The sequence below is a fragment of the Mycolicibacter engbaekii genome, from assembly GCF_002101585.1.
GTDB classification, from domain to species: Bacteria; Actinomycetota; Actinomycetes; order Mycobacteriales; family Mycobacteriaceae; genus Mycobacterium; species Mycobacterium engbaekii.
Map to the genome: position 1 here is coordinate 53931 of NZ_LQOT01000043.1, position 20616 is coordinate 74546.

The 20616-nt window shown below is 71.1% G+C and carries 14 protein-coding genes; 6 read left to right on the top strand and 8 right to left on the bottom strand.

Features of this window, described 5'->3' with window-relative positions; all coding sequences use genetic code 11:
- Positions 1-6: 6 nt before the first annotated feature.
- The gene (locus tag AWC02_RS13730) at positions 7-2967 is read right to left on the bottom strand and encodes a UPF0182 family protein (protein ID WP_085129314.1); all 2961 of its coding nucleotides are present in this window, start codon (positions 2965-2967) and stop codon (positions 7-9) included.
- Between the two features lie 57 nt (positions 2968-3024).
- Positions 3025-4044, bottom strand: coding sequence for a YlbL family protein (locus AWC02_RS13735; protein WP_085129315.1), 1020 nt, complete (start codon positions 4042-4044; stop codon positions 3025-3027).
- A gap of 100 nt (positions 4045-4144) precedes the next feature.
- On the opposite strand from AWC02_RS13735, the gene AWC02_RS13740 reads away from it, so the two are divergent.
- The 3 genes from AWC02_RS13740 to AWC02_RS13750 all read left to right on the top strand — a co-directional run bounded on the left by AWC02_RS13740 (position 4145) and on the right by AWC02_RS13750 (position 7813).
- Positions 4145-5479, top strand: a complete 1335-nt coding sequence (locus AWC02_RS13740) for a zinc-dependent metalloprotease (RefSeq protein ID WP_085129356.1) — start codon at positions 4145-4147, stop codon at positions 5477-5479.
- A 77-nt stretch (positions 5480-5556) separates the two neighbouring features.
- Entirely contained in the window at positions 5557-6402 is an 846-nt protein-coding gene (locus AWC02_RS13745; protein WP_207568056.1) for a TOMM precursor leader peptide-binding protein, read from the top strand.
- Positions 6403-6457: 55 nt separating this feature from the next.
- On the top strand, positions 6458-7813 hold the full coding sequence (locus AWC02_RS13750) for a macrolide-binding ATPase MABP-1 (RefSeq protein ID WP_085129316.1): 1356 nt from the start codon (positions 6458-6460) through the stop codon (positions 7811-7813).
- Positions 7814-7824: 11 nt separating this feature from the next.
- Here the strand turns inward: AWC02_RS13750 and AWC02_RS13755 are convergent, their stop codons facing one another.
- Positions 7825-8070, bottom strand: a complete 246-nt coding sequence (locus AWC02_RS13755; protein WP_085129317.1) for a WhiB family transcriptional regulator — start codon at positions 8068-8070, stop codon at positions 7825-7827.
- Positions 8071-8374: 304 nt separating this feature from the next.
- Entirely contained in the window at positions 8375-10498 is a 2124-nt protein-coding gene (locus AWC02_RS13760) for an ATP-dependent DNA helicase UvrD2 (RefSeq protein ID WP_085129318.1), read from the bottom strand.
- 74 nt (positions 10499-10572) lie between these two features.
- Here AWC02_RS13760 and AWC02_RS13765 point away from each other — a divergent pair, with 74 nt between their 5' ends.
- A complete protein-coding gene (locus tag AWC02_RS13765) occupies positions 10573-10821 on the top strand; it encodes a mycoredoxin (RefSeq protein ID WP_207568057.1) in 249 nt (82 codons plus the stop codon).
- Positions 10822-10830: 9 nt separating this feature from the next.
- On the opposite strand, the gene nudC is transcribed toward AWC02_RS13765, so the two are convergent.
- The 4 genes from nudC to AWC02_RS13785 all read right to left on the bottom strand — a co-directional run bounded on the left by nudC (position 10831) and on the right by AWC02_RS13785 (position 19415).
- Entirely contained in the window at positions 10831-11754 is a 924-nt protein-coding gene (nudC, locus tag AWC02_RS13770; protein ID WP_237160466.1) for an NAD(+) diphosphatase, read from the bottom strand.
- Positions 11755-11827: 73 nt separating this feature from the next.
- Positions 11828-12904: a potassium channel family protein gene (locus tag AWC02_RS13775; protein WP_085129320.1), complete on the bottom strand. Its 1077-nt coding sequence runs from the start codon at positions 12902-12904 to the stop codon at positions 11828-11830.
- A 56-nt stretch (positions 12905-12960) separates the two neighbouring features.
- Entirely contained in the window at positions 12961-16278 is a 3318-nt protein-coding gene (locus AWC02_RS13780) for an ATP-dependent helicase (RefSeq protein WP_085129359.1), read from the bottom strand.
- Positions 16275-19415, bottom strand: coding sequence for an ATP-dependent helicase (locus AWC02_RS13785; RefSeq protein WP_085129321.1), 3141 nt, complete (start codon positions 19413-19415; stop codon positions 16275-16277). Before AWC02_RS13785 ends, AWC02_RS13780 begins: the two co-directional genes overlap by 4 nt.
- Before the next feature lie 57 nt (positions 19416-19472).
- Between AWC02_RS13785 and AWC02_RS13790 the strand changes: the two genes are divergently transcribed.
- Together AWC02_RS13790 and AWC02_RS13795 are read left to right on the top strand one after the other, a co-directional pair.
- Positions 19473-20261 carry an alpha/beta fold hydrolase gene (locus AWC02_RS13790; protein ID WP_237160467.1) on the top strand — a complete coding sequence of 263 codons (789 nt, stop codon included), beginning with the start codon at positions 19473-19475 and terminating at the stop codon, positions 20259-20261.
- An 11-nt stretch (positions 20262-20272) separates the two neighbouring features.
- Positions 20273-20566, top strand: coding sequence for an MGMT family protein (locus tag AWC02_RS13795; RefSeq protein WP_085129323.1), 294 nt, complete (start codon positions 20273-20275; stop codon positions 20564-20566).
- Positions 20567-20616: the final 50 nt, after the last annotated feature.

Genomic DNA, 20616 nt, shown 5'->3' on the forward strand with positions numbered 1-20616 from the left:
CGGCCCCTACTTGGCGTTGTTGAACTTGGCCATGGCGTCGTCGAGGCGCTGCAGCGCCGCGCCGTAGCCCGCGAAGTCGCCGCGGCGCTGGGTGTCGCGCACCGCCGCGATGGCTGCGTCGATCTCGCGCAGCGCGGCGGCCTTGGCCGGGGACAAGCCGGCCTCGGCGGACGGCGGCGTCGGTACCGCCGCGGCAGGCGCCGGAGGTGCCGGTGCCGTGCCCTGCGCAGCACCGCCGCTTTCGGTGGGGGCGATGTCGGTGGCCGCCGCGCTGGCGCCGGGCCCGAACAGCCCGGTGAGCGCATCGGAGACCGTTGGCCCGTAACCGATCTTGTCGTTGTACATCATCGCCACCCGGATGAGGCGTGGGTACGACGACGCGGCGTCGCTGGTGCCCGGCGAGGCATAGACCGGTTCGACGTAGAGCAGGCCGCCCTGCGCGACCGGCAGGGTCAGCAGATTGCCCCATCGGATGCGGTTCTGGTTGTCACGCCCGATCACACCCAGGTCCTGGCTGACCGTGGTGTCGGTGGTGATCGCGTTGTTGGCCAGCTTGGGACCGTTGACCTGCCCGGGAATGGTGAGCACGGTGATCTTGCCGTAGGTGTCGGGATCCGAACTGGCGCTGATGTAGGCGGCCAAGTAGTCGCGCTTGAACCGGTTCATCGCGCTGGTCAGCTGGTAGGAAGCCGAACCGTCTTCCTTCACAAGGTTTTTCGCCACGATGTAGTACGGCGGCTGGAAACTGCTGGCCGTCGGGTTGGGGTCCAGCGGGACATCCCAGAAGTCCGACGTGGAGAAGAAGGTCACCGGATCGTTGACGTGGTACTTCGCCAGCAGCATGCGCTGCACCTTGAACAGGTCCTCGGGGTAGCGCAGATGCTCGGCGAGCTCAGGCGAGATGTCCGCCTTGGGCTTGACCGTCCCGGGGAAGACCTTCATCCAGGCCTGCAGCACCGGATCCTGCTCGTCCTGGGCGTAGAGGCTGACGGTTCCGTCGTAGGCGTCGACGGTGGCCTTCACCGAGTTTCGGATGTAGGACACCCGCCGGTCGGGCAACAGACGATTGAACTCGACGTCTTTGGAGTCCATGGTCGCCGAGGACAACGACGTGAGCTCGGAGTACGGGTAGTTGTCCAGCGTGGTGTAGCCATCGATGATCCACACCAGCCGCTTGTTGACGATCGCGGGATACACCGTGGAGTCGGTGGTCAGCCACGGCGCCACCGCCTGCACCCGTTTTGCCGGGTCACGGTTGAACAAGATCTTGCTGTCGGCGCCGATCACCGAGGAGAACAAGAAGTTGCGTTCGGCGAACTTCGCGGCGAACACGCTGCGGCCCAGCCAGTTTCCGATCGGTACCCCGCCGGTGCCGGTGTAGGTGTAGTTCTTGGTCTCGGTGTTGGTTTCGTAGTCGTACTCGCGGTCGGGACCGTTGCGCCCCACGATCGCGTAGTCGGAGACGGTGTCGGCGATCACCGGGCCGTAGTAGATGCGCGGCTGCTCGAGCCGGGCCGGACCGTTGGAGACCACCCCGCCGTTGGCGCCGACCACGTTGACCAGGAACTCCGGGTATCCACCGTTCTGGTTGGGGTCGTTGGCGATCCCGCGCACGGTGTTGGCCGGCGAGGCGATGAAGCCGTTGCCGTGGGTGTACACGGTGTGCCGGTTGATCCAGTCGCGCTGGTTGTCGATCAGCCGGCCCGGGTTGAGCTCGCGGGCGGCCACCACGTAGTCACGCAGCTGGCCGTCATTGTCGCGATACCGGTCGATGGTCAGCTGGTCGGGGAAGAAGTAGAAGTTCTTGCCCTGCTGAAACTGGGTGAATGCGGGGCTGACGATGGTCGGGTCCAGCAGCCGGATATTGGACGTGGTCGCCGCGTCGGCGCCCACCTGCGCCGCCGTCGCTCGCGCGTCGCCGCGGTAGTCCCGGTAGGTCACCACATCCTCGGTCAGCCCGTAGGCCTGCCGGGTGGCGGTGATGGAGCGGGAGATGTATTCGCTTTCCTTCTGCGCCGCGTTGGGCTTGACGCTGAACTGTTCGACGATCAGCGGCCAGCCCGCGCCGACCACGACCGACGACAGCAGCAGCAGCACCAGACCGATCGCCGGGATCTGCAGGTCGCGCAGCACGATCGCGGAGAACACCGCGACCGCGCAGATCAGGGCGATCGCCAGCAGGATCATCTTGGCGGGCAACACCGCATTGATGTCGGTGTAGCCGGCCCCGGTGAAAGGTTTGCCCGTGCGGGTGTGGCTGAGCAGCTCGTAGCGATCCAGCCAATAGGCGGCGGCCTTGAGCAGCACCAGGGTGCCGATCAGGCTGACCACCTGAATGCGCGCCGGACGGCTCAGGGCACCGGCGCGCCCGGACAGCCGGATGCCGCCGAAGATGTAGTGGGTCGTCAGATTCGCGATGGTGGCCAGGCACAGCGTCGCCAGCGCCAGCCCCACCACCAGCCGGTAGAACGGCAGGTCGAAGGCGTAGAAGCCCATGTCCTTGCCGAACTGCGGATCGGTGATCCCGAAGTCACCGCCCCGCAGGAACAGCTGGATGCGCACCCAGTAGCTCTGCGCCACGATCCCGGCCAGCACACCGATCGCGGCCGGAATCCCGAACCCGAACAGCCGCAGCCGCGAGAGCACCGTGGTCCGGTAGCGGGCCACCGGGTCGTTGACACCGTTGCTGGGAACAAAGACCGGCCGGGCCCGGAAGGCCGTGGCCATCGCGGCGAAGACGATCCCGCCGACCAGCAACGTCACCACGACGAACGTGATCAGCCGGGTCAGCAAGGTCGTGACGAACACTGAGCGGTAGCCCAGCTCGCCGAACCACAGCCAGTCGACATAGCCGTCGATCAGCCGCGGCCCCACCAACAGCAGCGCGATCACGACGAACGCGCTGCCAACCATGATCCGGCTGCGCGCGGTCAATTTCGGCATCCTCGCGGTGGGCCGCATCCCCACGTGCCACGCTCCCTAGCTCAGTTGTCCCTGACGGCCCCACTGTAGCCAACTCCGGGATCAGCAAGAGGGCGGCTGACCTCCCTCGGTGACGGTGCGCAGTGCGCCCACCGCCTGGGCGAGGCTGTCGACCTTGATCAGTTGCAGGCCCTTGTTGTCGGCCCGCGCCTCGTAGCAGTTGTCGGCGGGTACCAAAAACATCGTCGCGCCGGCCTCGCGGGCGGCCGTCATCTTGTGGGCGATCCCGCCGATCGACTCCACCTGACCGTTGGATTTGATGACCCCGGTGCCGGCGACGAAGTTCGATCCGGCCAGGTTGCCGGTGGTCAGCTTGTCCACCACGGCCAGCGAGAACATCAGCCCCGCCGAGGGCCCGCCGATGTTGGCGAGGTTGAAGTCGATGCTGAACGGCGCCCAGGGCGCGTCGAGGACCGAGACACCCAAAAAGCCGTTGGGCCGGTCCTTGTTCTCTCCGAGCGTAATCCGCGCAGTGCCGGGCGCGGCGTTCTTGCGCCGGTAGTCGATGGCCACCGTCTCACCCGGCTTGGTTTCGGCCAGCCGCGCGGTGAACTGCTCCACGGTGTAGACCGGTTTGCCGTTGACCGCGTCCACGGCGTCGCCGCGCTGCAGGGCCCCGGCGGACGGTCCCGGATCGTGGACGTCGGCGAGGGTGACCGCCGACGGATACCGGAGGTAGCCCAGGGCGGCGTATTCGGCGCTCTGTTCGGAGGCCCGGAAGTCGGCGGTGTTGCTCTCGTCCACTTCCTCGCGGGACTTGCCGGGCGGATAGACCAGGTCACGAGGCATGAGTTGCTCCCGCCCGGACAGCCACAGGGCCAGCGCCTCCCCCAGGGTCAGCCCGTCGCGCTGCGAGACCGTGGTCATGTTCAGGTGACCGGTCGTCGGGTGGGTGGTGGTCCCCTCGATGGCCACCACCTGCTTGCCGTCGATGGTGCCGAGCGTGTCGAAGGTGGGCCCCGGCCCCAGCGACACGAACGGCACGGTCACCGCCGTCAGCAGTACGCCGAACGTGACCACCGGCAGCACAGCCGCCAACAGCGTGAGAATCCGCCTGTTCACCCCGGGTATGGTAAACGGCCCCGGCGCCGGCGCGGACGGCCCGATCGCCGCGGGCCGTGTGTCGTACCACGCGACGGTGCCGGTGGGTACGGTTGTGTCTATGGCTGATCTGCCCTTCGGTTTCTCATCCGGGGACGACCCCGACCGCGAGCGAGGCTCTGGGCCCACCGACCCGTTCGGCATGGGCGCCGGCTTCAATATGGCCGATCTGGGCCAGGTTTTCACCCAGCTCGGACAGATGTTCAGCGGCGCCGGCCGGGTGAGCGCCGACGGCCGCCCGGCGGGGCCGGTGAACTACGACCTGGCACGTCAGGTCGCGATCAAATCGATCGGCGCGGTGTCCCCGGTCAGCGCGTCCACCGCGACGGCCATCGGCAATGCGGTGCGCCTGGCCGAAACATGGCTCGACGGTGCCACCCCGTTGCCGGCCGGCACCACCCGTGGGGTGGCCTGGACGCCGGTGGACTGGGTGGAGAACACCATCTCCACCTGGCAGCGACTGTGCGACCCGATGGCCGAACAGGTTTCGTCGGTGTGGGCCTCAGCGCTGCCGGAGGAGGCCAAGAGTATGGCCGGCCCGCTGCTGTCTGTGATGTCGCAGATGGGCGGGTTGGCGTTCGGCTCCCAGCTGGGTCAGGCGCTGGGACGGTTGTCCGGGGAGGTGCTGACCTCCACCGACATCGGTCTGCCGCTGGGGCCCAGCGGCGTGGCCGCCCTGCTGCCCGGGGCGATCGAGGAACTGGCCGGCGGCCTGGAGCAGCCGCGCAGTGAGGTCGTCACCTTCCTGGCCGCCCGCGAGGCCGCCCACCACCGGCTGTTCAGCCACGTGCCGTGGCTGTCGCACCAATTGCTCAGCGCCGTCGAGGCCTACGCCCGGGGCATGAAGATCGACATCCGGGGCATCGAGGAACTGGCCCAGGGCTTCGACCCGTCGGCGATGACCGATCCGGCCGCCATGAACGAACTGCTCAACCAGGGCGTGTTCGAGCCCCAGTCGACCCCTGAGCAGCTCGCCGCGCTGGAGCGCCTGGAGACCCTGCTGGCGCTCATCGAGGGCTGGGTGCAGACGGTGGTCGATGCGGCACTCGGAGACCGGATTCCGGGCACCGCGGCCCTCTCGGAGATGCTTCGCCGGCGTCGGGCCACCGGGGGCCCCGCCGAGCAGACCTTCGCCACCCTGGTCGGTCTGGAGCTGCGGCCACGCAAGCTGCGCGAGGCCGCCGCGCTGTGGGAGCGGCTGACGGCGGCGGTCGGGCCGGACGCGCGCGACAAGGTCTGGCAGCATCCCGATCTGCTGCCCGAGGCCGCCGATCTGGACAATCCGGCAGCGTTCATCGACCGGATCCTCGGCGGTTCCAGCGACGTCGATTCGGCCATCGACCAGGCGATCGCCGAATTCCAGCGCGAGGCCGACAAGCCCGACGACGACAGCTGACCGTACGGCGCCGAGCGCCCCGGTCGCACTGTGGATAACCGGCGGGGCGTCGGCGGCGGCCATGCCAGGGTCAGACCGTGTCCACCGATACCTACACCCTGGACCCGGCGCTGCCGGTGTTGCTGCGTCCCGACGGGACGGTGCAGGTCGGGTGGGATCCGCGGCGAGCTGTGCTGGTGCGCCCACCTCGCGGGCTGACCGCGTCCGCGCTGGCCGCCCTGCTACGCGCGATGCAGCTTCCGATCACCGCTGCCGCGCTGCGTCACCAGGCCACGGCCCACGGCAACGTGGACGACGACGAACTGGACGGCCTGCTGAGCGCGCTGGTCACCGCGCGGGTGGCGGTCCGCGGCGGTGGGACGCGCCGCCGCTGCCGCGCCGTGGCGCTGCGGGTGCATGGCCGGGGTCCCCTGTCAGATCTGCTGGTCGAATCGCTGCGGTGCACCAGCGCGGTGGTCCGGCGCAGCAGTCAGTCGCATGCCCGCATCAGCACCGCCGGGACCGATCTGGTGGTGCTGGCGGACTATCTGGTCCCCGACCCGCGGCTGGTGCGCGAATTGCACGCCGAGCGGGTGGCCCACCTGCCGGTACGGGTGCGCGACGGAACCGGCGTGGTCGGCCCGCTGGTGCTGCCGGGTGTCACCAGCTGCTTGGGCTGCGCAGACCTGCACCGGCGGGACCGGGACGGCGCGTGGCCCGCGGTGGCCGCCCAGCTGCGCCACACCGTGACGCCCGCCGACCGGGCGACGGTGCTGGCGACAGCGGCGTTGGCGCTGAGCCAGGTCGACCAGGTGGTGGCGGCGGTGCGCGGCAACGCGGCCGGCCCGGCCCCACCGACGCTGGACGCCACCCTGGAACTGGATCTGGCGAACGGATCGATCCTGACCCGCCACTGGATTCGGCATCCGCTGTGCGACTGCTGAGCTGGCATGCGCCACCAGCGATTATCAACGCGGTGACCGGCGCCACAACAACGTCGTGGATGATAGAGACGTGTCAGAGATCAAACGCGGTAGCGCGGCGCGCAATGCGAAGCTGGCCAGCCTGCCCGTCGGCTTCGCCGGACGGGCAGCGCTCGGGTTCGGGAAGCGGTTGACCGGCAAGTCCAAGGACGACGTCACTGCCGAGCTCATGGAGAAGGCCGCCAACCAGCTGTTCACCGTCCTGGGTGAGCTCAAGGGCGGCGCCATGAAGGTGGGCCAGGCCCTGTCGGTGATGGAAGCAGCCATCCCCGAACAGTTCGGCGAGCCCTACCGGGAGGCGCTGACCAAGCTGCAGAAGGACGCGCCCCCGCTGCCCGCGGACAAGGTGCATCGGGTGCTCGACGCCCAGCTGGGCACCAAGTGGCGGGAACGATTCACCGAGTTCGACGACACCCCGATCGCCTCGGCCAGCATCGGGCAGGTGCACAAGGCCGTGTGGGCCGACGGCCGCCCGGTAGCGGTCAAGATCCAGTACCCTGGCGCCGACGAGGCGCTGCGCGCGGACCTGAAGACGATTCGCCGGTTGACCGGCGTCTTCAAGCAGCTGGCGCCCGGCGTGGATGTCAAGGCCGTCGTCGACGAGTTGATCGAGCGCACCGAGATGGAGCTGGACTACCGGCTGGAGGCCGACAACCAGCGCATCTTCGCCAAGGCCTACGCCGGCCACCCGCACTTCCTCATCCCCAACGTGGTGGCCAGTGCCCCCAAGACGGTGATCCAGGAGTGGATCGACGGCATCGGCATGGGCGAGATCATCCGCAACGGCACAGTCGAGCAGCGTGACCTGATGGGCACCCGGCTGGCGGAATTCACCTGGGACGCGGCCCGCCGGCTGGAGCTGATCCACGGCGACGCGCACCCCGGCAACTTCATGCTGCTGCCCGACGGCCGGATGGGCATCATCGACTTCGGCGCGGTCGCGCCCCTGCCCGGCGGGTTCCCCCCGGAACTGGGTGCGGCCGTGCGGTTTGCCCATGACGGTGACTACGACAAGGTCATCGCGGTCATGCGCCAGGGCGGCTTCATCCAGAAGGGTCAGGACGTCTCCGTGCGCGAGATCGACGAGATGCTGCGCCAGCACGTCGAACCGGTCCAGGTCGAGGTGTTCCACTACACCCGCAGGTGGCTGATGCGGATGGCCGGCAAGCAGCTGGAGCGGCCGGTGGAGCAGCTCAAGACCGCCCGCCAGCTGGACCTGCCGCCCAAGCTGGCGATGCCGATGCGGGTGCTCGGCTCCACCACGGCGATCCTGTGCCAGCTCGACGCGCATGTGCCGACCAGGCGGATCTCCGAGGAACTGGTGCCGGGCTTCGCCCACCCCGAAGAGGTCCTGGCCGAGCCGTCGGCCTGAGCCTGCCGGACCTAGGCGGCCAGGGGCTGCTTACGTGGCCGGCCGCGGGGCCGCTTGCGGCCCACCACGTTGCCCCGGTCGAGGATCTCGCCGCCCCAGACGCCCCACGGTTCGCCGCGCTGCAACGCCGCTGCGAGGCACTGCTCGCGAATCGGGCACCCAGCGCAGCGCCCCTTGGCCCGCTCCAGGTCGGCCGGGTTCTCGGCGAACCACAGGTCGGGGTCGCCCGTGCACGGCAGCTGAAGTGTTCTCGACATGGTGTACCTGCTTTCCGGTCGGCTCGTGATGGTCGGATCCGGGCCGGAAGGCGGGCTGGCCGAAAACAAAAAAATGACCACGGATCCTGGTTGGGTCCGTGGCCATCGGGTGGCTGGGGCGAAGCGGCCCTAAGGCGAACCCCGATGCACGGACTCGGCGGCGGCGTGACGCGCCGCCGCCTGGGCAGCGGCGCCATGGCGCGCGCCGGCCGGGCGTACCCACAGGACGCTGATCGTGGTCATGGGTTCGAAGGGTAACCGCTGGGTGCACCGGCCCACAACCGAATTTCCTCCAGCACCGCGGTCAGCCCCGGTTGCGGATCATCTCCAGCACGTCGGAGCCGAACTGTTCCAGCTTGCGCGCTCCGATACCCGGAATGGCCACCAAGGCGGCCTCGTCGCCGGGCAGCATCTCGGCGATCGCGGTCAAGGTGTTGTCGGAAAAGACGATGTAGGCGGGCACTTTCAGCTCGGTGGCGGTCCGCAGTCGCCAGTCCTTGAGGGCCACCAGCAGGTCGGTGTCGACGTCTGCGGCGCAGGTCTCGCAGCGGCTGAGCATGATGGCCGCCGGAGTGACCAGCGCCTTGTTGCAGACACGGCAGTGTTTTGGGGCACCACGGGACCGGCGCTTGGCCGGTGCGGTGGAGGCGTCGGCCTGCGGAGCGATACCGCTGAGGAAGCGCGACGGTTTACGGCCGGCCCGACCGCCCGGGGCGCGGGCCAGCGCCCAGCTCAGGGTCAGGTGAATCCGGGCCCGGGTCACCCCCACATACAGCAGGCGGCGCTCCTCCTCGACCGCCTCACTGTCGGCGCCGTGGGCCAGGGCATGGGAGATGGGCAGCGTGCCGTCGGCCAGGCCGACCAGAAACACCGCGTCCCACTCCAGCCCCTTGGCGGCGTGCAGCGACGCCAGGGTGACCCCCTGCACCGTCGGTGGGTGCCGGGAGTCGGCGCGTACCCGCAGTTCGGCGACCAGCCCGGGCAGGTCGAGGTCGGGTCGCTGGGCCACCTCGTCGTCGACCAGTTCGGCCAGCGCGCCCAGCGCCTCCCAGCGCTCGCGCGCCGTGGCCCCGCTCGGTGGTTCGGCGGTCAGGCCAAGCGGTTCGAGAATGCCGCGCACCAGGACCGACAGCGCCGGCCCGCTGCCCCCGGCTTCGCCGCGCGCGCCCTCTCGTTCCGCGGCCCGCTGCAGGGCGACCAGCGCCTGGCGGATCTCCTGGCGGGTGAAGAACCCCTCGCCGCCGCGGACCTGGTAGGCGACCCCGGCCTCGGTGAGAGCCTCCTCGTAGACCTCGGACTGCGCGTTGATCCGGTACAGCACGGCGATCTCGGCCGGCGCGACGCCGTCGTGGATCAGCCGGGCGATGGATTTGGCCGCCGCGGTGGCCTCGGCGACCTCGTCGGGGTATTCCCGAAAGACCGGTGCCGGGCCGGACTCGCGCTGACCGATCAGTTTCAGCTTGCTGCCGGCCACCCGCCCCCGGGCGGCGGCGATCACCCGATTGGCCAACGACACCACCTCGGGGGTGGAGCGGTAGTCGCGTTCCAGGCGTACCAGGACCGCGTCGGGGAACCGGCGGGTGAAGTCCAGCAGGTAGCGCGGCGAGGCTCCGGTGAACGAGTAGATGGTCTGGTTGGCGTCGCCGACCACGGTCAGGTCGTCGCGCTCCCCCAGCCAGGCCGACAACACGCGCTGCTGCAGCGGCGTGACGTCCTGGTATTCGTCGACGACGAAGCAGCGGTAGCGATCCCGGAATTCCGCGGCCACCGCCGCGTCGTTCTCGATGGCCGCGGCGGTGTGCAGCAGAAGGTCGTCGAAGTCGAGCATCGCCACCTCGCCGCGGGCCTTGAGCGCCTCGTAACCGGCGTAGACGTCGGCCAGCTTCGCCGCGTCCAACGGGATGTCCCGGCCGGCTGCGGCCACCGCCCCGGGATACTGTTCCGGCCCGATCAGCGAGGCCTTGGCCCATTCGATCTCGCCGGCCACGTCGCGTACGTCGTCGTTGCTCAGCCGCAGGCCGGCGTGCCCGGCGGCGCGAGCAACCACCCCGAACTTGCGGTCCAGCAGCTCCCAGGCGGTGTCGCCGACCACCCGCGGCCAGAAGTAGCGCAGTTGCCGGCGAGCGGCCGCGTGGAAGGTCAGCGCCTGCACTCCGGCGACGCCGGCGGCCGCTCCCCCACCGGCCGCCGCGCCCAGCGCACGCAGCCGTGACCGCATCTCGCCGGCGGCACGCTGGGTGAACGTCACCGCCAACACCTGGCTGGGCGCGACGTGACCGGCGGCGACCAGCTGGGCGATCCGGTGGGTGATGGTGCGGGTCTTGCCGGTTCCGGCCCCGGCGAGCACGCACACCGGGCCGCGGGGCGCCAGTACCGCAGCGCGCTGCTCCTCGTCCAGGCCGGCGATGAGCGCATCCATGGCGTCCATCTTGGCAGGCACCTCCGACGACCCCTGACGCCGATTCGAGGAATCCCTACCCGACCGACTACGTTTGGACAGTTATGAACCAGCTCGTGATGTACACCACCCGGTGGTGCGGCTATTGCCGGCAGCTCAAAGCGGCGCTGAAGAAGCTCGAGATCCCCTACGAGGAGATCGACATCGAGCTCGACCCCACCGCCGCGGAGTTCGTCGCCTCGGCCAACGGGGGCAACCGCACGGTGCCCACGCTGCGCTTCGCCGACGGCTCCACGCTGACCAACCCCACCGGGCGTGAGGTCAAGGCGAAGCTGGAAAGCCTCGGCGGCTAGAACCGGCGCTCAGCCCGATTCGGCCCAGGACTCGATGATCGTCCGGGCAATCGAGATCGAGCCGGGCAGAAGCAGTTTCGCATTCGGATCGCCGTTGTTCCAGGCGCCGGCGGACAGCGCTGCCCGCACCTCGTCGCGGGTGAACCACGCCGCCTCGGTGATCTCGCCGTCGCTGAAGGCAAAGGTCTGCCCCGGGTCGGCGACGGCGTGGAAGCCGACCATCAGCGAGCGGGGGAACGGCCACGGCTGGCTGCCCAGGTAAGTCACGTCGCGAACCGTCAGCCCGATCTCTTCGTGGACTTCACGGACCACGCAGGCCTCGAAGGATTCGCCCGCTTCGACGAACCCGGCCAGCAGCGAGAACATCCGCAGCGGCCAGTTGTGCTGCCGGGCCAGCACCACCCGGTCGGCCCCGTCATGCACCAGACAGATCACCGCGGGATCGATTCTGGGGAACTCCTCGGCGCCGGTGATCGGATTGACCCGCGCCCATCCCCCGCGCGCCGGCTTGGTCGGTGTGCCGTCGACCGGCGAAAACGTGGCATTCTCATGCCAATTCAGCAACGCGATAGCCGAAGACACCAGCTGGGCGCTGACGTCGTCGATGACGTCGCCCACGGAACGGATGTCCAGCACCGAAACGTCGGCCCCGGGCGGGGCCGGCAGCGCCGCACGCACGGCCCAGACGTGCCGGCCGTCGGCGATGCGGCCCAGGAACACCGCATCCGGGGGCGGGGTGTCGCCCAGCTCTGCTGCCTGCTGCAGCACCACCCGTCCGTCGGCGACCAGAACCTGATTGCGGCGATCGACCCGCAGCAGCGCGGCCTGCTGCCATCCGGCGGCGGCCGCGTCGGTGTCGGTGCGCAACTGGTCGGCGCGGTCGGCCCCGATCCGCGACAGCAGGGGTACCTGGCGCAGTTCGAAGGTGCCCATCATCGACCCCCGCGCCGCGCCGTCACCGGCATGCGGGCGGTCCCGGCGGCCGGCGTGGCCGCGCCTGCGGCCGTCACTGGTTGCCCACCGTACGCACGTAGAGCAACCGGTCGCCGGCCTCGATCACATCCACCTCCGGGGTGTCCAGGCGCAGCAGACGCCCGTCGCGGACCACGGCCAGCACGATCTCGTTGAGGTGCTTGGCCGACCCGCCGACCTCTTGCTGCTCCACCGGCCGTTCGGCGATGGCGTAGCCGGCGTCGGGGGTCAGCAGGTCTTCGATGATCTCGACCACGTTGGGCGTGGTGGTCGCGATACCGAGCAGCCGTCCGGCGGTCTCCGAGGACACCACCACCGAGTTGGCCCCGGACTGCTCCAGCAGGTGCTGGTTCTCGGCCTCCCGGATCGCCGCGACGATGGTGGCCTGCGGCGCGATCTCCCGGGCCGTCAGGGTGACCAGCGCCGCGGTGGCGTCCGAACCGGTGGCCACCACGATTGCCGCCGCGCGCTGGGCGCTGGCCAGCCGCAGCACATCCGACCTGGTCGCGTCGCCGTCGACGGTCACCAGCCCGGCGCTCTTGGCGCGGTCGAGCACGGCGCGGTCGCTGTCCACCACGACGATGTCGCTGGGGGTGGTCTCGTCGTCGCCGAGCATCGCGGCGATCGCGGTCTTGCCCTTGGTGCCATAGCCGATGACGATGGTGTGGTCGCGCACTCTTCTCCTCCATCGCTGAATGCGGAATGCCTGCTGCGACGTCTCGGTGAACGCCTCCACGGTCGTTCCGACCAGCAGGATCAGGAAGGCGATCCGCAGCGGGGTGATGATCAAGACGTTGATCATGCGGGCGAACTCGGTGATGGGCGTGATGTCGCCGTACCCCGTCGTCGACAGGGTCACCGCCGAGTAATAGAGGCAGTCCAGAAAGGTCAACCGGTCGCCTTGGACGTCCTGGTAGCCGTCGCGGTCGACGTAGACGAGCAGCGTGGACACCAGCAGCGCCGCCAGGGCAATGGCGGTGCGCCGGTAGACGATGCGGCCAGGACTGGAGCGCCCCTGGGGGATGCGCAGGACGCCGACGAGGGCGTGGCTGGGCTGGGCGGTCAGCGTCTCATCGAGACGACGCAGCCGCCGCCAGCTAGCTCCCGCCACGGTGGGCGGTCATCGGTCGCACCTGACGCACGGACCCACTGTAGCCACCCGCGCCGTCAGTCGGTGAGCAGCGCGGCCAGCTCGGCCAGTTCGGGCAGATCGTCGGGCACGACGGTGGTCCCGGACCGCACGTAGTGGAAGGCGGCCCGCACCTGAGCTTCCGGGCAGCCGGTCATCGCCGCCCAGGCCAGCCGGTAGACGCCGAGCTGGACCGCGGCGTGCCGGCGCGCCTCCGGCCCGTCCGGAGCAGCACCGGTTTTCCAATCCACCACGGTGACACCGCCGTCCGGGTCGGCAAAGACCGCGTCAATGCGGCCGCGCACCACGCGGCTGCCGATCGCCATCTCGAAGGGCACCTCCACGGCGACCGGACTGCGGGCAGCCCACGCCGAGTCCAGGAAGGCCTCCTGCAGGCGGGCCAGCTCCTGCGCATCGGCACGGGCGGTGTCGGCGTCGGCGGCACCGGGCAGGTCCTCCAATTCGAAGAGCCGCTCGGCCCCGAAGAGCCGCTGCACCCAGTCGTGGAACGCGGTGCCCAACAAGGCATGAGGGTCTGGTCTGGCGGGCAGCCGCCGGCTCAGGCGCTGCCCCGCCCCGGCCGGGTCGCGGCTCAACTCGACCAGGCCGCTCACCGAAAGCTGGCCGGGCAGGACGCCGGCGTGCCGCGTCGCCGCCGCCGACCGCTCCGCCAGCAGCGCCTCGACGTCGGCGGCCCAGGGGCTGTCGTCGTCGTGAGGTTCGCCGTCGCGCAACGCCGCGGCGACCAGAGCCGCACCGCGCTCGACGCCACCCCGCCGGCCGGCCAGTGGGTCCGCCGGCCAGATTCCCTCGGCGGCGGTGGCGCACAACGGGTTCTGCTCCCCCGCGGCCGGCTCCTGCGCCCAGTGCTCGATGACCCCACAGGGTGCACCGGCAGCAGCCGACTCATCGATCACCGCCTTGATCTCATCGAGGAAGGCCGACGGGCCACGTGGCTTGGTCTCGCCCATGCCCCAGTGGTGACCGGAGACCAGCAAGGTGTCCTCGGCCCGGGTGACGGCAACGTAGAGCAACCGGCGCTCTTCATCGACCCGTCGCTGGTCCAGGCGGCGCTGATGTTCGGAGATCGCGTCGGTCAGCTGCTTTCGGTGGGTCACCGCACCGGTGTCGAGAAGCGGGACGCCTTCGACGATCTCGGTGCCGGGCTGGGCCCGGTCACCGCGCAGAAGCGGTGGCAACTCGCCGACGTCGGACAGCCAGCTGCGGCGCGAGGCGGTCGACGGAAACACCCGTGACACCAGGTGCGGAACAGCGACCACCTGCCATTCCAGTCCCTTGGCCGCATGCACGGTGAGGATCTGCACGCGGTCGGCGGCCACCGCCGGCGCGGCCGGGGCCAGCCCGTTCTCCACCACCGCTGCCGCGTCCAGGTAGGCGAGCAGCCCCGCCAGTGCACCGCCGCCTCCGGGGCCGGGCCCCCAGGACGACAGCCCGCCCTGCCCGGGCGCCGGCTTCGCCATCGCCTCGGCGTAACCGGCCACCACATCGGCGAAGGCGTCCAGCTGTTCGGTGCCGGATGCTCCCGCCGCCACCGGCTGCGCGGCGATCACTTCGCAGTCCAGGCCGAGCACCCGGCGCACCTCGGCGACCAAGTCGGGCAGCGGATGCCACAGATGGCTGCGCAGCATCGTCAGCTCTTCGCCGAGCGCGATGATGCGCCGGTAGCCGGTGGTCGAATAACGCTGCGCCGGGCCCGGATCGGCGAGGGCGTCGGCCAGACAGGGGGCGTCGATGTCGGACCCGGCGCCGGCGGCGATCTCTGCGGCAGAGGCCGGTGCACTGGCCACCTCGGGGCGGGCCAACTCGGCGGCACGTCGCCACAGCGCGGCGATATCGGCGGCGCCCAGCCGCCAGCGCGATCCACTCAGCACGCGCAGGGCCGCCGCACCAGCCGTCGGCTCCTGGATCAGCCGCAGCATCGCGACCAGGTCGGCCACCTCCGGAATCGACAGCAGGCCCGCCAGCCCCACCACTTCCACCGGGACGCCGCGGGCACGGATCGCCTCGGCCAGCGGCGCAGCATCGGCATTGCGCCGCACCAGCACCGCGGCGGTGGGCGGGGCCACACCCTCGGCGGCGGCTTTGCCGTAGCGCTGCTGCAGGGCCTCGGCGACCCACTGCACTTCAGCGGCCACATCGCCCAGCAGCGCGACCCGCACGTCGCCCGGCGGGGCCGCCGGGCGGGGCCGCAGCGACTGCACCGTCACCGAGCGCCGGCGGGCCTCCTGGGATATCTCGTTGGCCAGGTGCAGCACTTCGGGCGGATTGCGCCAACTGGTCCGCAGCTCCAGGGTGGGCGCCGGGCTGCCGTCGGAGAGCGGGAAGTCGGTGGCGAATCGGGGCAGGTTGGTGGCCGAGGCGCCCCGCCAGCCGTAGATCGACTGGATGGGGTCGCCCACGGCGGTCAGGGCCAGGTCGTCGTCGGCGCCGCCCCCGAACAGCGACGACAGTGCGATGCGCTGGGCGTGCCCGGTGTCCTGGTACTCGTCGAGCAGGACCACCCGGTAGGTGGCGCGCAGCCGGGCACCGACGGTTTCGTTGGATTGCGCCAGGCGAGCGGCGGTGGACATCTGGGCGCCGAAGTCCATGGCCCGTTCGGCGCGCATGCGCTGGTGCAGTGCGTCGATCAACGGCACCAGCTCGGCCCGCTCGGTCTGGATGTCGAGCATCTTCAGCAGCGTCTGGTTGGGTTCGGCTCGCTGGCGCGGGCCCGGAGGCAGGGTATGCACCAGCCGCTCGAGCTCCCCATGGGTGTGGCGCAGCGCGTCGGTGTCCACCAGGTGTTCAGCCAGCTGGCCGGCCAGCCGCAACACCATGGCCGTGACCGCGGCGGGATCACGATCGGTGCGCAGTTCCCCCGGATAGCTGCTGACCACGTCGAAGGCCATCTGCCACAGCCCCGTCTCGGTGAGCAGCCGGGTGTCGGGCTCGATGCCGAGCAGCAGTCCGTGTTCGCGCAGCAGCGCCCCGGCGAAGGCGTGGTAGGTGCTCACGACGGGCGCCGCCGCGGCAGCGGCACCGTCTGCTCCCGAGCCGGGTTCGGTGGGCATCAGTCCGGCACCGGCCAGCCGCGCCAGCCGGGAGCGGACCCGGCGCAGCAGCTGGCCGGCGGCCTTGCGGGTGAAGGTCAGCCCCAGGACCTGGCCGGGGTCGGCGTAGCCGTTGGCGACCAGCCACACCACCCGGGCGGCCATCGTCTCCGTCTTGCCGGCGCCCGCGCCGGCGATCACCACCAGGGGGCCCGGCGGCGCGGCGATCACGGCGGCCTGTTCCTCGGTGGGCTGGTGCAGTCCGAGCGCGGCCGCCAGTTCGCCGGGCTCATAGCGGGTTGTCATGCGCCGCAGCCTCCGTCGTGGGCCGGGCAGATCGGCCGGACCGGGCAGTGCCGGCACCCGTCGTTGACCCGGGCGGTGAACGTCGGCCCGGCGGTGGCCGCAGCCGCCTGTGCGATGCGCTCCCGCCATTGGTCGCCGGTTTCGGGCGTCAGCGGGTCCTGCTCGCGCTCGGTGGCTCCCGCCGCCCCGGGTTTGGCCGGATAGACCAGCCGGGCTCCGCCGGGCTGCTCGTCCGCCCCGATCAGACCGGCTTCCACGGCCAGCTGATACACGGCGAGCTGTGCGTGTTGTTGTGCGTCGTCCTTGCCCGCCGGGGTCTTGGCGGTCTTGACGTCGACGACCACCAGTCGCCCGGCGGCGTCGCGCTCGACCCGGTCGATGCGGCCGCGCAACCGCACGCCGTCGCCGGCGTCGATCACGCCGTCGAAGGCCACCTCGGTTCCGACTTCGGTGAGTTCGCCCCGGGTCTGGGCTCGCCACTGCAGGAACGTCTCGATCATGGCGCGATGCCGGTCGTGTTCGTTGGCCGAATACCACGGCGAGGCGAACGGAAGCTCCTGCCATGCCCGGTCGAGCTCGGCGAGCAGCTGCTGCGGACTGTCGCCGGATTGCGCGACCAGAGCGTGAATCATCGATCCGATCGTCGAACGCAGATCGCGGCCGTCGGTGCCGCCGTGGCGTTCGGCCATCCAGCGCAGCGGACAGTCCAGCAGGCTCTGCAGAGCCGAGGGAGACAGCGTGACCGGGCCGGCACCCGGTTGCCGTAGCGGCTCCTCGGTGCTCACCGGCGCCAGGCCGTACCAGCTCTGCGGGTCCGCGCCGGGCACGCCCGCCCTGGCAAGCCTCGCCAATTGCCTTGCCGCGTCAGCTCGTTCGGCATCGCTGACGATGTCTTCCGGCGCGCAGACCACGGCACGCAGTCGGCCCACCAGTCCCGCGGCCGACAGCACCGGCGGGGCCAGGACCGGCGACACCGGCGACGCAGGAGCATCCGCGGTGGCGCAGGCCGCCAGTTCGGTGAAGAACTCCGACGGGATCTGTTCCTCGTCGCCGCCGTCGCCGTCGCCGTCGACGGCGGTGATCACCAGCCGGCGCCGCGCCCGGCCCAGGGCGGACACCAGCAGCCTCCGCTCCTCGGCAAGCAGCGGAGCCCGGGCCGAGACCTCTTCACCGAACCCGTGCAGGGTGTCCAGGAGGCGCTGGGTTCCCAGCACACCGCCACGCGGAACGGTGTTGGGCCACAGCCCTTCCTGCACACCGGCGATGACCACCAGATCCCATTCGCGGCCGAGCGCGGCATGCGCGCTGAGCACGGCGACGGCCTCCATGCCCGCCGCGGGAGTTTCGGTCCGCGGTGCGGCCAGCTGCATGGCCGTGACGTACTCGACGAGCCCGGCCACGGTGGCGCCCGCGGTGCGCGCCACGTACTGCTCGGCGAGCTCGAACAGGGCGGTCACCGCCTCCAAATCGCGGTCGGCCTGCGCGCCGGCCGGGCCGCCGCGCTCGACCGCCGCCAGCCAGCGTTGCTGCAGGCCCGACCGATTCCACGCCTGCCACAGCGTGTGGTGTGGGTCGCGGCCCTCGGCGTGGCTGCGGGCCGCGGCCTGCAGCACCGCACGAACCCGGCGCAGCGCGCGGCTCTGCGCGGCCGGCAGCTCGCCGGGCGGCCCGGTCAACACCGCCGCCAGGCGGTCGTCGGGGTCGGCCGCCGCATCCGGGCGGGCCGTACTGCGGCGCAACGTGCGTTGCAGCTGGCGCAGCGAGATCGGGTCCACCCGGCCGATGGGCCCGCTGAGCAGACTCAGCGCGCGGGAACCGTCCACACCGTCGGCGGTGCACTGCAGCACGGTGATCAGCGCCGCCACCGCCGGCTGCTGGGCCAGCAACGCACCGCTGGCCGGTACCGTGACCGGCACGCCCGCGGCTGCCAGGGTGCGCGGCAGGCGCATGGCCGCCCGCGGCACCGACCGCACGATCACCGCCATCTGCGACCAGGGCACGCCGTCGATAAGGTGGGCGCGCCGCAGAATGTCGGCGATCAGCGTCGCCTCGGCCTGGCCGGTGCCCGCGGGGTGCACACTCACCGCCCCGCCATCGGGCCCCGTGCCCTGCAACCCGCGGCATGCGCCGGCACCGGGCAGTCGCCCGGCGACGGCGCGCACCGCCCGGGCCACCGCCGGGGCGCATCGGTAGGAGGTCGTCAGCGTCACCACCGGGGCCTGCGCTCCGCCAGGCTGTAGGTCATCGGCCAACAAGACGGTGGGCTCGGCACCCCGGAATCCGAACACCGCCTGATCCGGGTCCCCGGCGATCACCGTCCGCTGCACGCCGGCGGCGAGCACCCGCACCAGCCGGGCCGCCTGCGGGTCGAGTTGCTGCGCGTCGTCGACCAGCAACAACCGGATCCGGCTGCGCTCCTCGATGAGCAGGTCCGGGTCGGTGGCGAAGGCCTCCAGCGCCGCCCCGACCAATTCCGCCGCTCCCAGCGCCGGCGTGGTCGCCTGGGGCGCCGCGGTACCGACCGCGGCCCGCAGCAACATCACCTGCTCGTACTGCTGGGCGAACCGGCCCGCGGCGCTCCACTCCGGGCGGCGGAACCGCCGGCCCAATCGGGTCAGATCCGCCGGGTCCACGCCCCGTTCGGCGCAGCGCGCCATCAGATCCCGCAGTTCGGTGGCAAAGCCGTCGGTGGCCAGGGCAGCATGCAACGACGGCGGCCAGGCCCCGGCGCCGTCGCCGGCGAGCAGTTCGCGGATGGCGCTGTCCTGTTCGGCCCCGGTGACCAGCCGCGGTGGGGTGGCCTCTGCCCGCTTCGCGGCGCGTTGCAGCACCGCGAAGGCGTAGCCGTGCACGGTGCGCACCAGCGGTTCCCGGATGGCCCGGCCCGCCGCGGGCCCCCCGGCGGCCAGCAACGCCGCGGTCAGCGCTCCCCGGTCGCTGGCGGGAAGCCGGCCCGAGCCGGTCAGCAGCAGCACCGAATTCGGGTCGGCGCCCGCGGCGACGTGCGCGGTGGCCACCTCCACGAGCAGGCTGGTCTTGCCGGTGCCCGGACCACCGCGCACCTGCAAGACGCCACGCGCGCCCGGATTCAGCGCCGCGGCGACCTGCGCGGCATCGGATCCCCAGTGCTGTGGCATGCCGCTATGAGAGCACTGCCCTCTGACAAGTGCGGGCGCGGCTGGCACCATCGACGGGTGAATCCCGATCATCGACTCCATGTGCACCGCTACGGCCCGGCCGGCCCGGTGGGGCTGCTGGCGATCCACGGCCTGACCGGTCACGGGGCGCGCTGGCGATATGTGGCCGGGCATCTTCCCGACGTCGCCGTCGCCGCGCCGGACCTGATCGGCCATGGGCATTCGTCGTGGGCGGCCCCGTGGACCATCGACGCCAACGTCGCCGCGCTGGCGGCGCTGCTGGAGCGCACCGCGGCCGGCCCGGTTCCGGTGGTGGCGCATTCCTTCGGCGGCGCGATAGCGCTGCAGCTGGCCGCGGCACGGCCCGACCTGGTCGACACGCTGACCCTGCTGGACCCGGCGGCCGGCCTCGACGGCGAGTGGATGGCGACGATCGCGGCCGCGATGCTGGCCTCGCCCGACTACCCCGATCCCGCCGAGGCGCGCGCCGAGAAGGAGCACGGCGCGTGGGCCGATGTGGATCCCGCTCGCCTCGACGACGAACTCGAGGCGCATCTGGTCACGCTGCCGGGCGGCCGCGTCGGCTGGCGGATCAGCGTTCCCGCGGTGATGGCCTACTGGAGCGAGCTGGCCCGCCCCGTCGTGGTTCCCCCGGCGACGCCGACCACGCTGGTGCGGGCCACCCGCACCTCGCCGCCCTACGTCCAACAGCCCTTGATCGATGCGTTGCGCGAGCGGCCGGGCGCGAAGTTCGAGCTGGTGGACTTCGACTGCAATCACATGGTGGACCAGGCCCGCCCGGCCGAGGCCGCCGCCGTGATCCGCGCCCAGCTGGCGCACCGCTAGGAGGCCGGGCCGTGGCGGTCACCGACGACCAGGTCGAGCTGGTACGGGCCCTGATCGCCGGCGTGCCGGCCGGCCGCGTCACCACCTACGGCGATGTCGCCTGCGCGGCGGGGCTTTCCAGTCCCCGCATCGTGGGCTGGATTCTGCGGACCGACGGCGCCGACCTGCCCTGGCACCGGGTGGTTCCGGCGTCGGGCCGGCCGTCGGCGCCCCGGAGCGCCGAACAACTGGAGCGTCTTCGCGCCGAAGGAGTGCCGGCGGTGGACGGCAAAGTCGATCTGCGTGCGCGGCGACATCGGTTCTGACGGCGCCACTTTCACCGAGCGTGTACTCAGCCCGAAAGACTGGCCGAAAT

Excerpts from the sequence above, each read along its gene's own strand:
- AWC02_RS13740 (WP_085129356.1), top strand. The coding sequence starts at position 4,145 with ATGGCTGATCTGCCCTTCGGTTTCTCATCCGGGGACGACCCCGACCGC.
- AWC02_RS13755 (WP_085129317.1), bottom strand. The coding sequence starts at position 8,070 with ATGTCGAGAACACTTCAGCTGCCGTGCACGGGCGACCCCGACCTGTGG.
- AWC02_RS13760 (WP_085129318.1), bottom strand. The coding sequence starts at position 10,498 with ATGGACGCCATGGATGCGCTCATCGCCGGCCTGGACGAGGAGCAGCGC.
- AWC02_RS13765 (WP_207568057.1), top strand. The coding sequence starts at position 10,573 with ATGAACCAGCTCGTGATGTACACCACCCGGTGGTGCGGCTATTGCCGG.
- nudC (WP_237160466.1), bottom strand. The coding sequence starts at position 11,754 with ATGGGCACCTTCGAACTGCGCCAGGTACCCCTGCTGTCGCGGATCGGG.
- AWC02_RS13780 (WP_085129359.1), bottom strand. The coding sequence starts at position 16,278 with ATGACAACCCGCTATGAGCCCGGCGAACTGGCGGCCGCGCTCGGACTG.
- AWC02_RS13785 (WP_085129321.1), bottom strand. The coding sequence starts at position 19,415 with ATGCCACAGCACTGGGGATCCGATGCCGCGCAGGTCGCCGCGGCGCTG.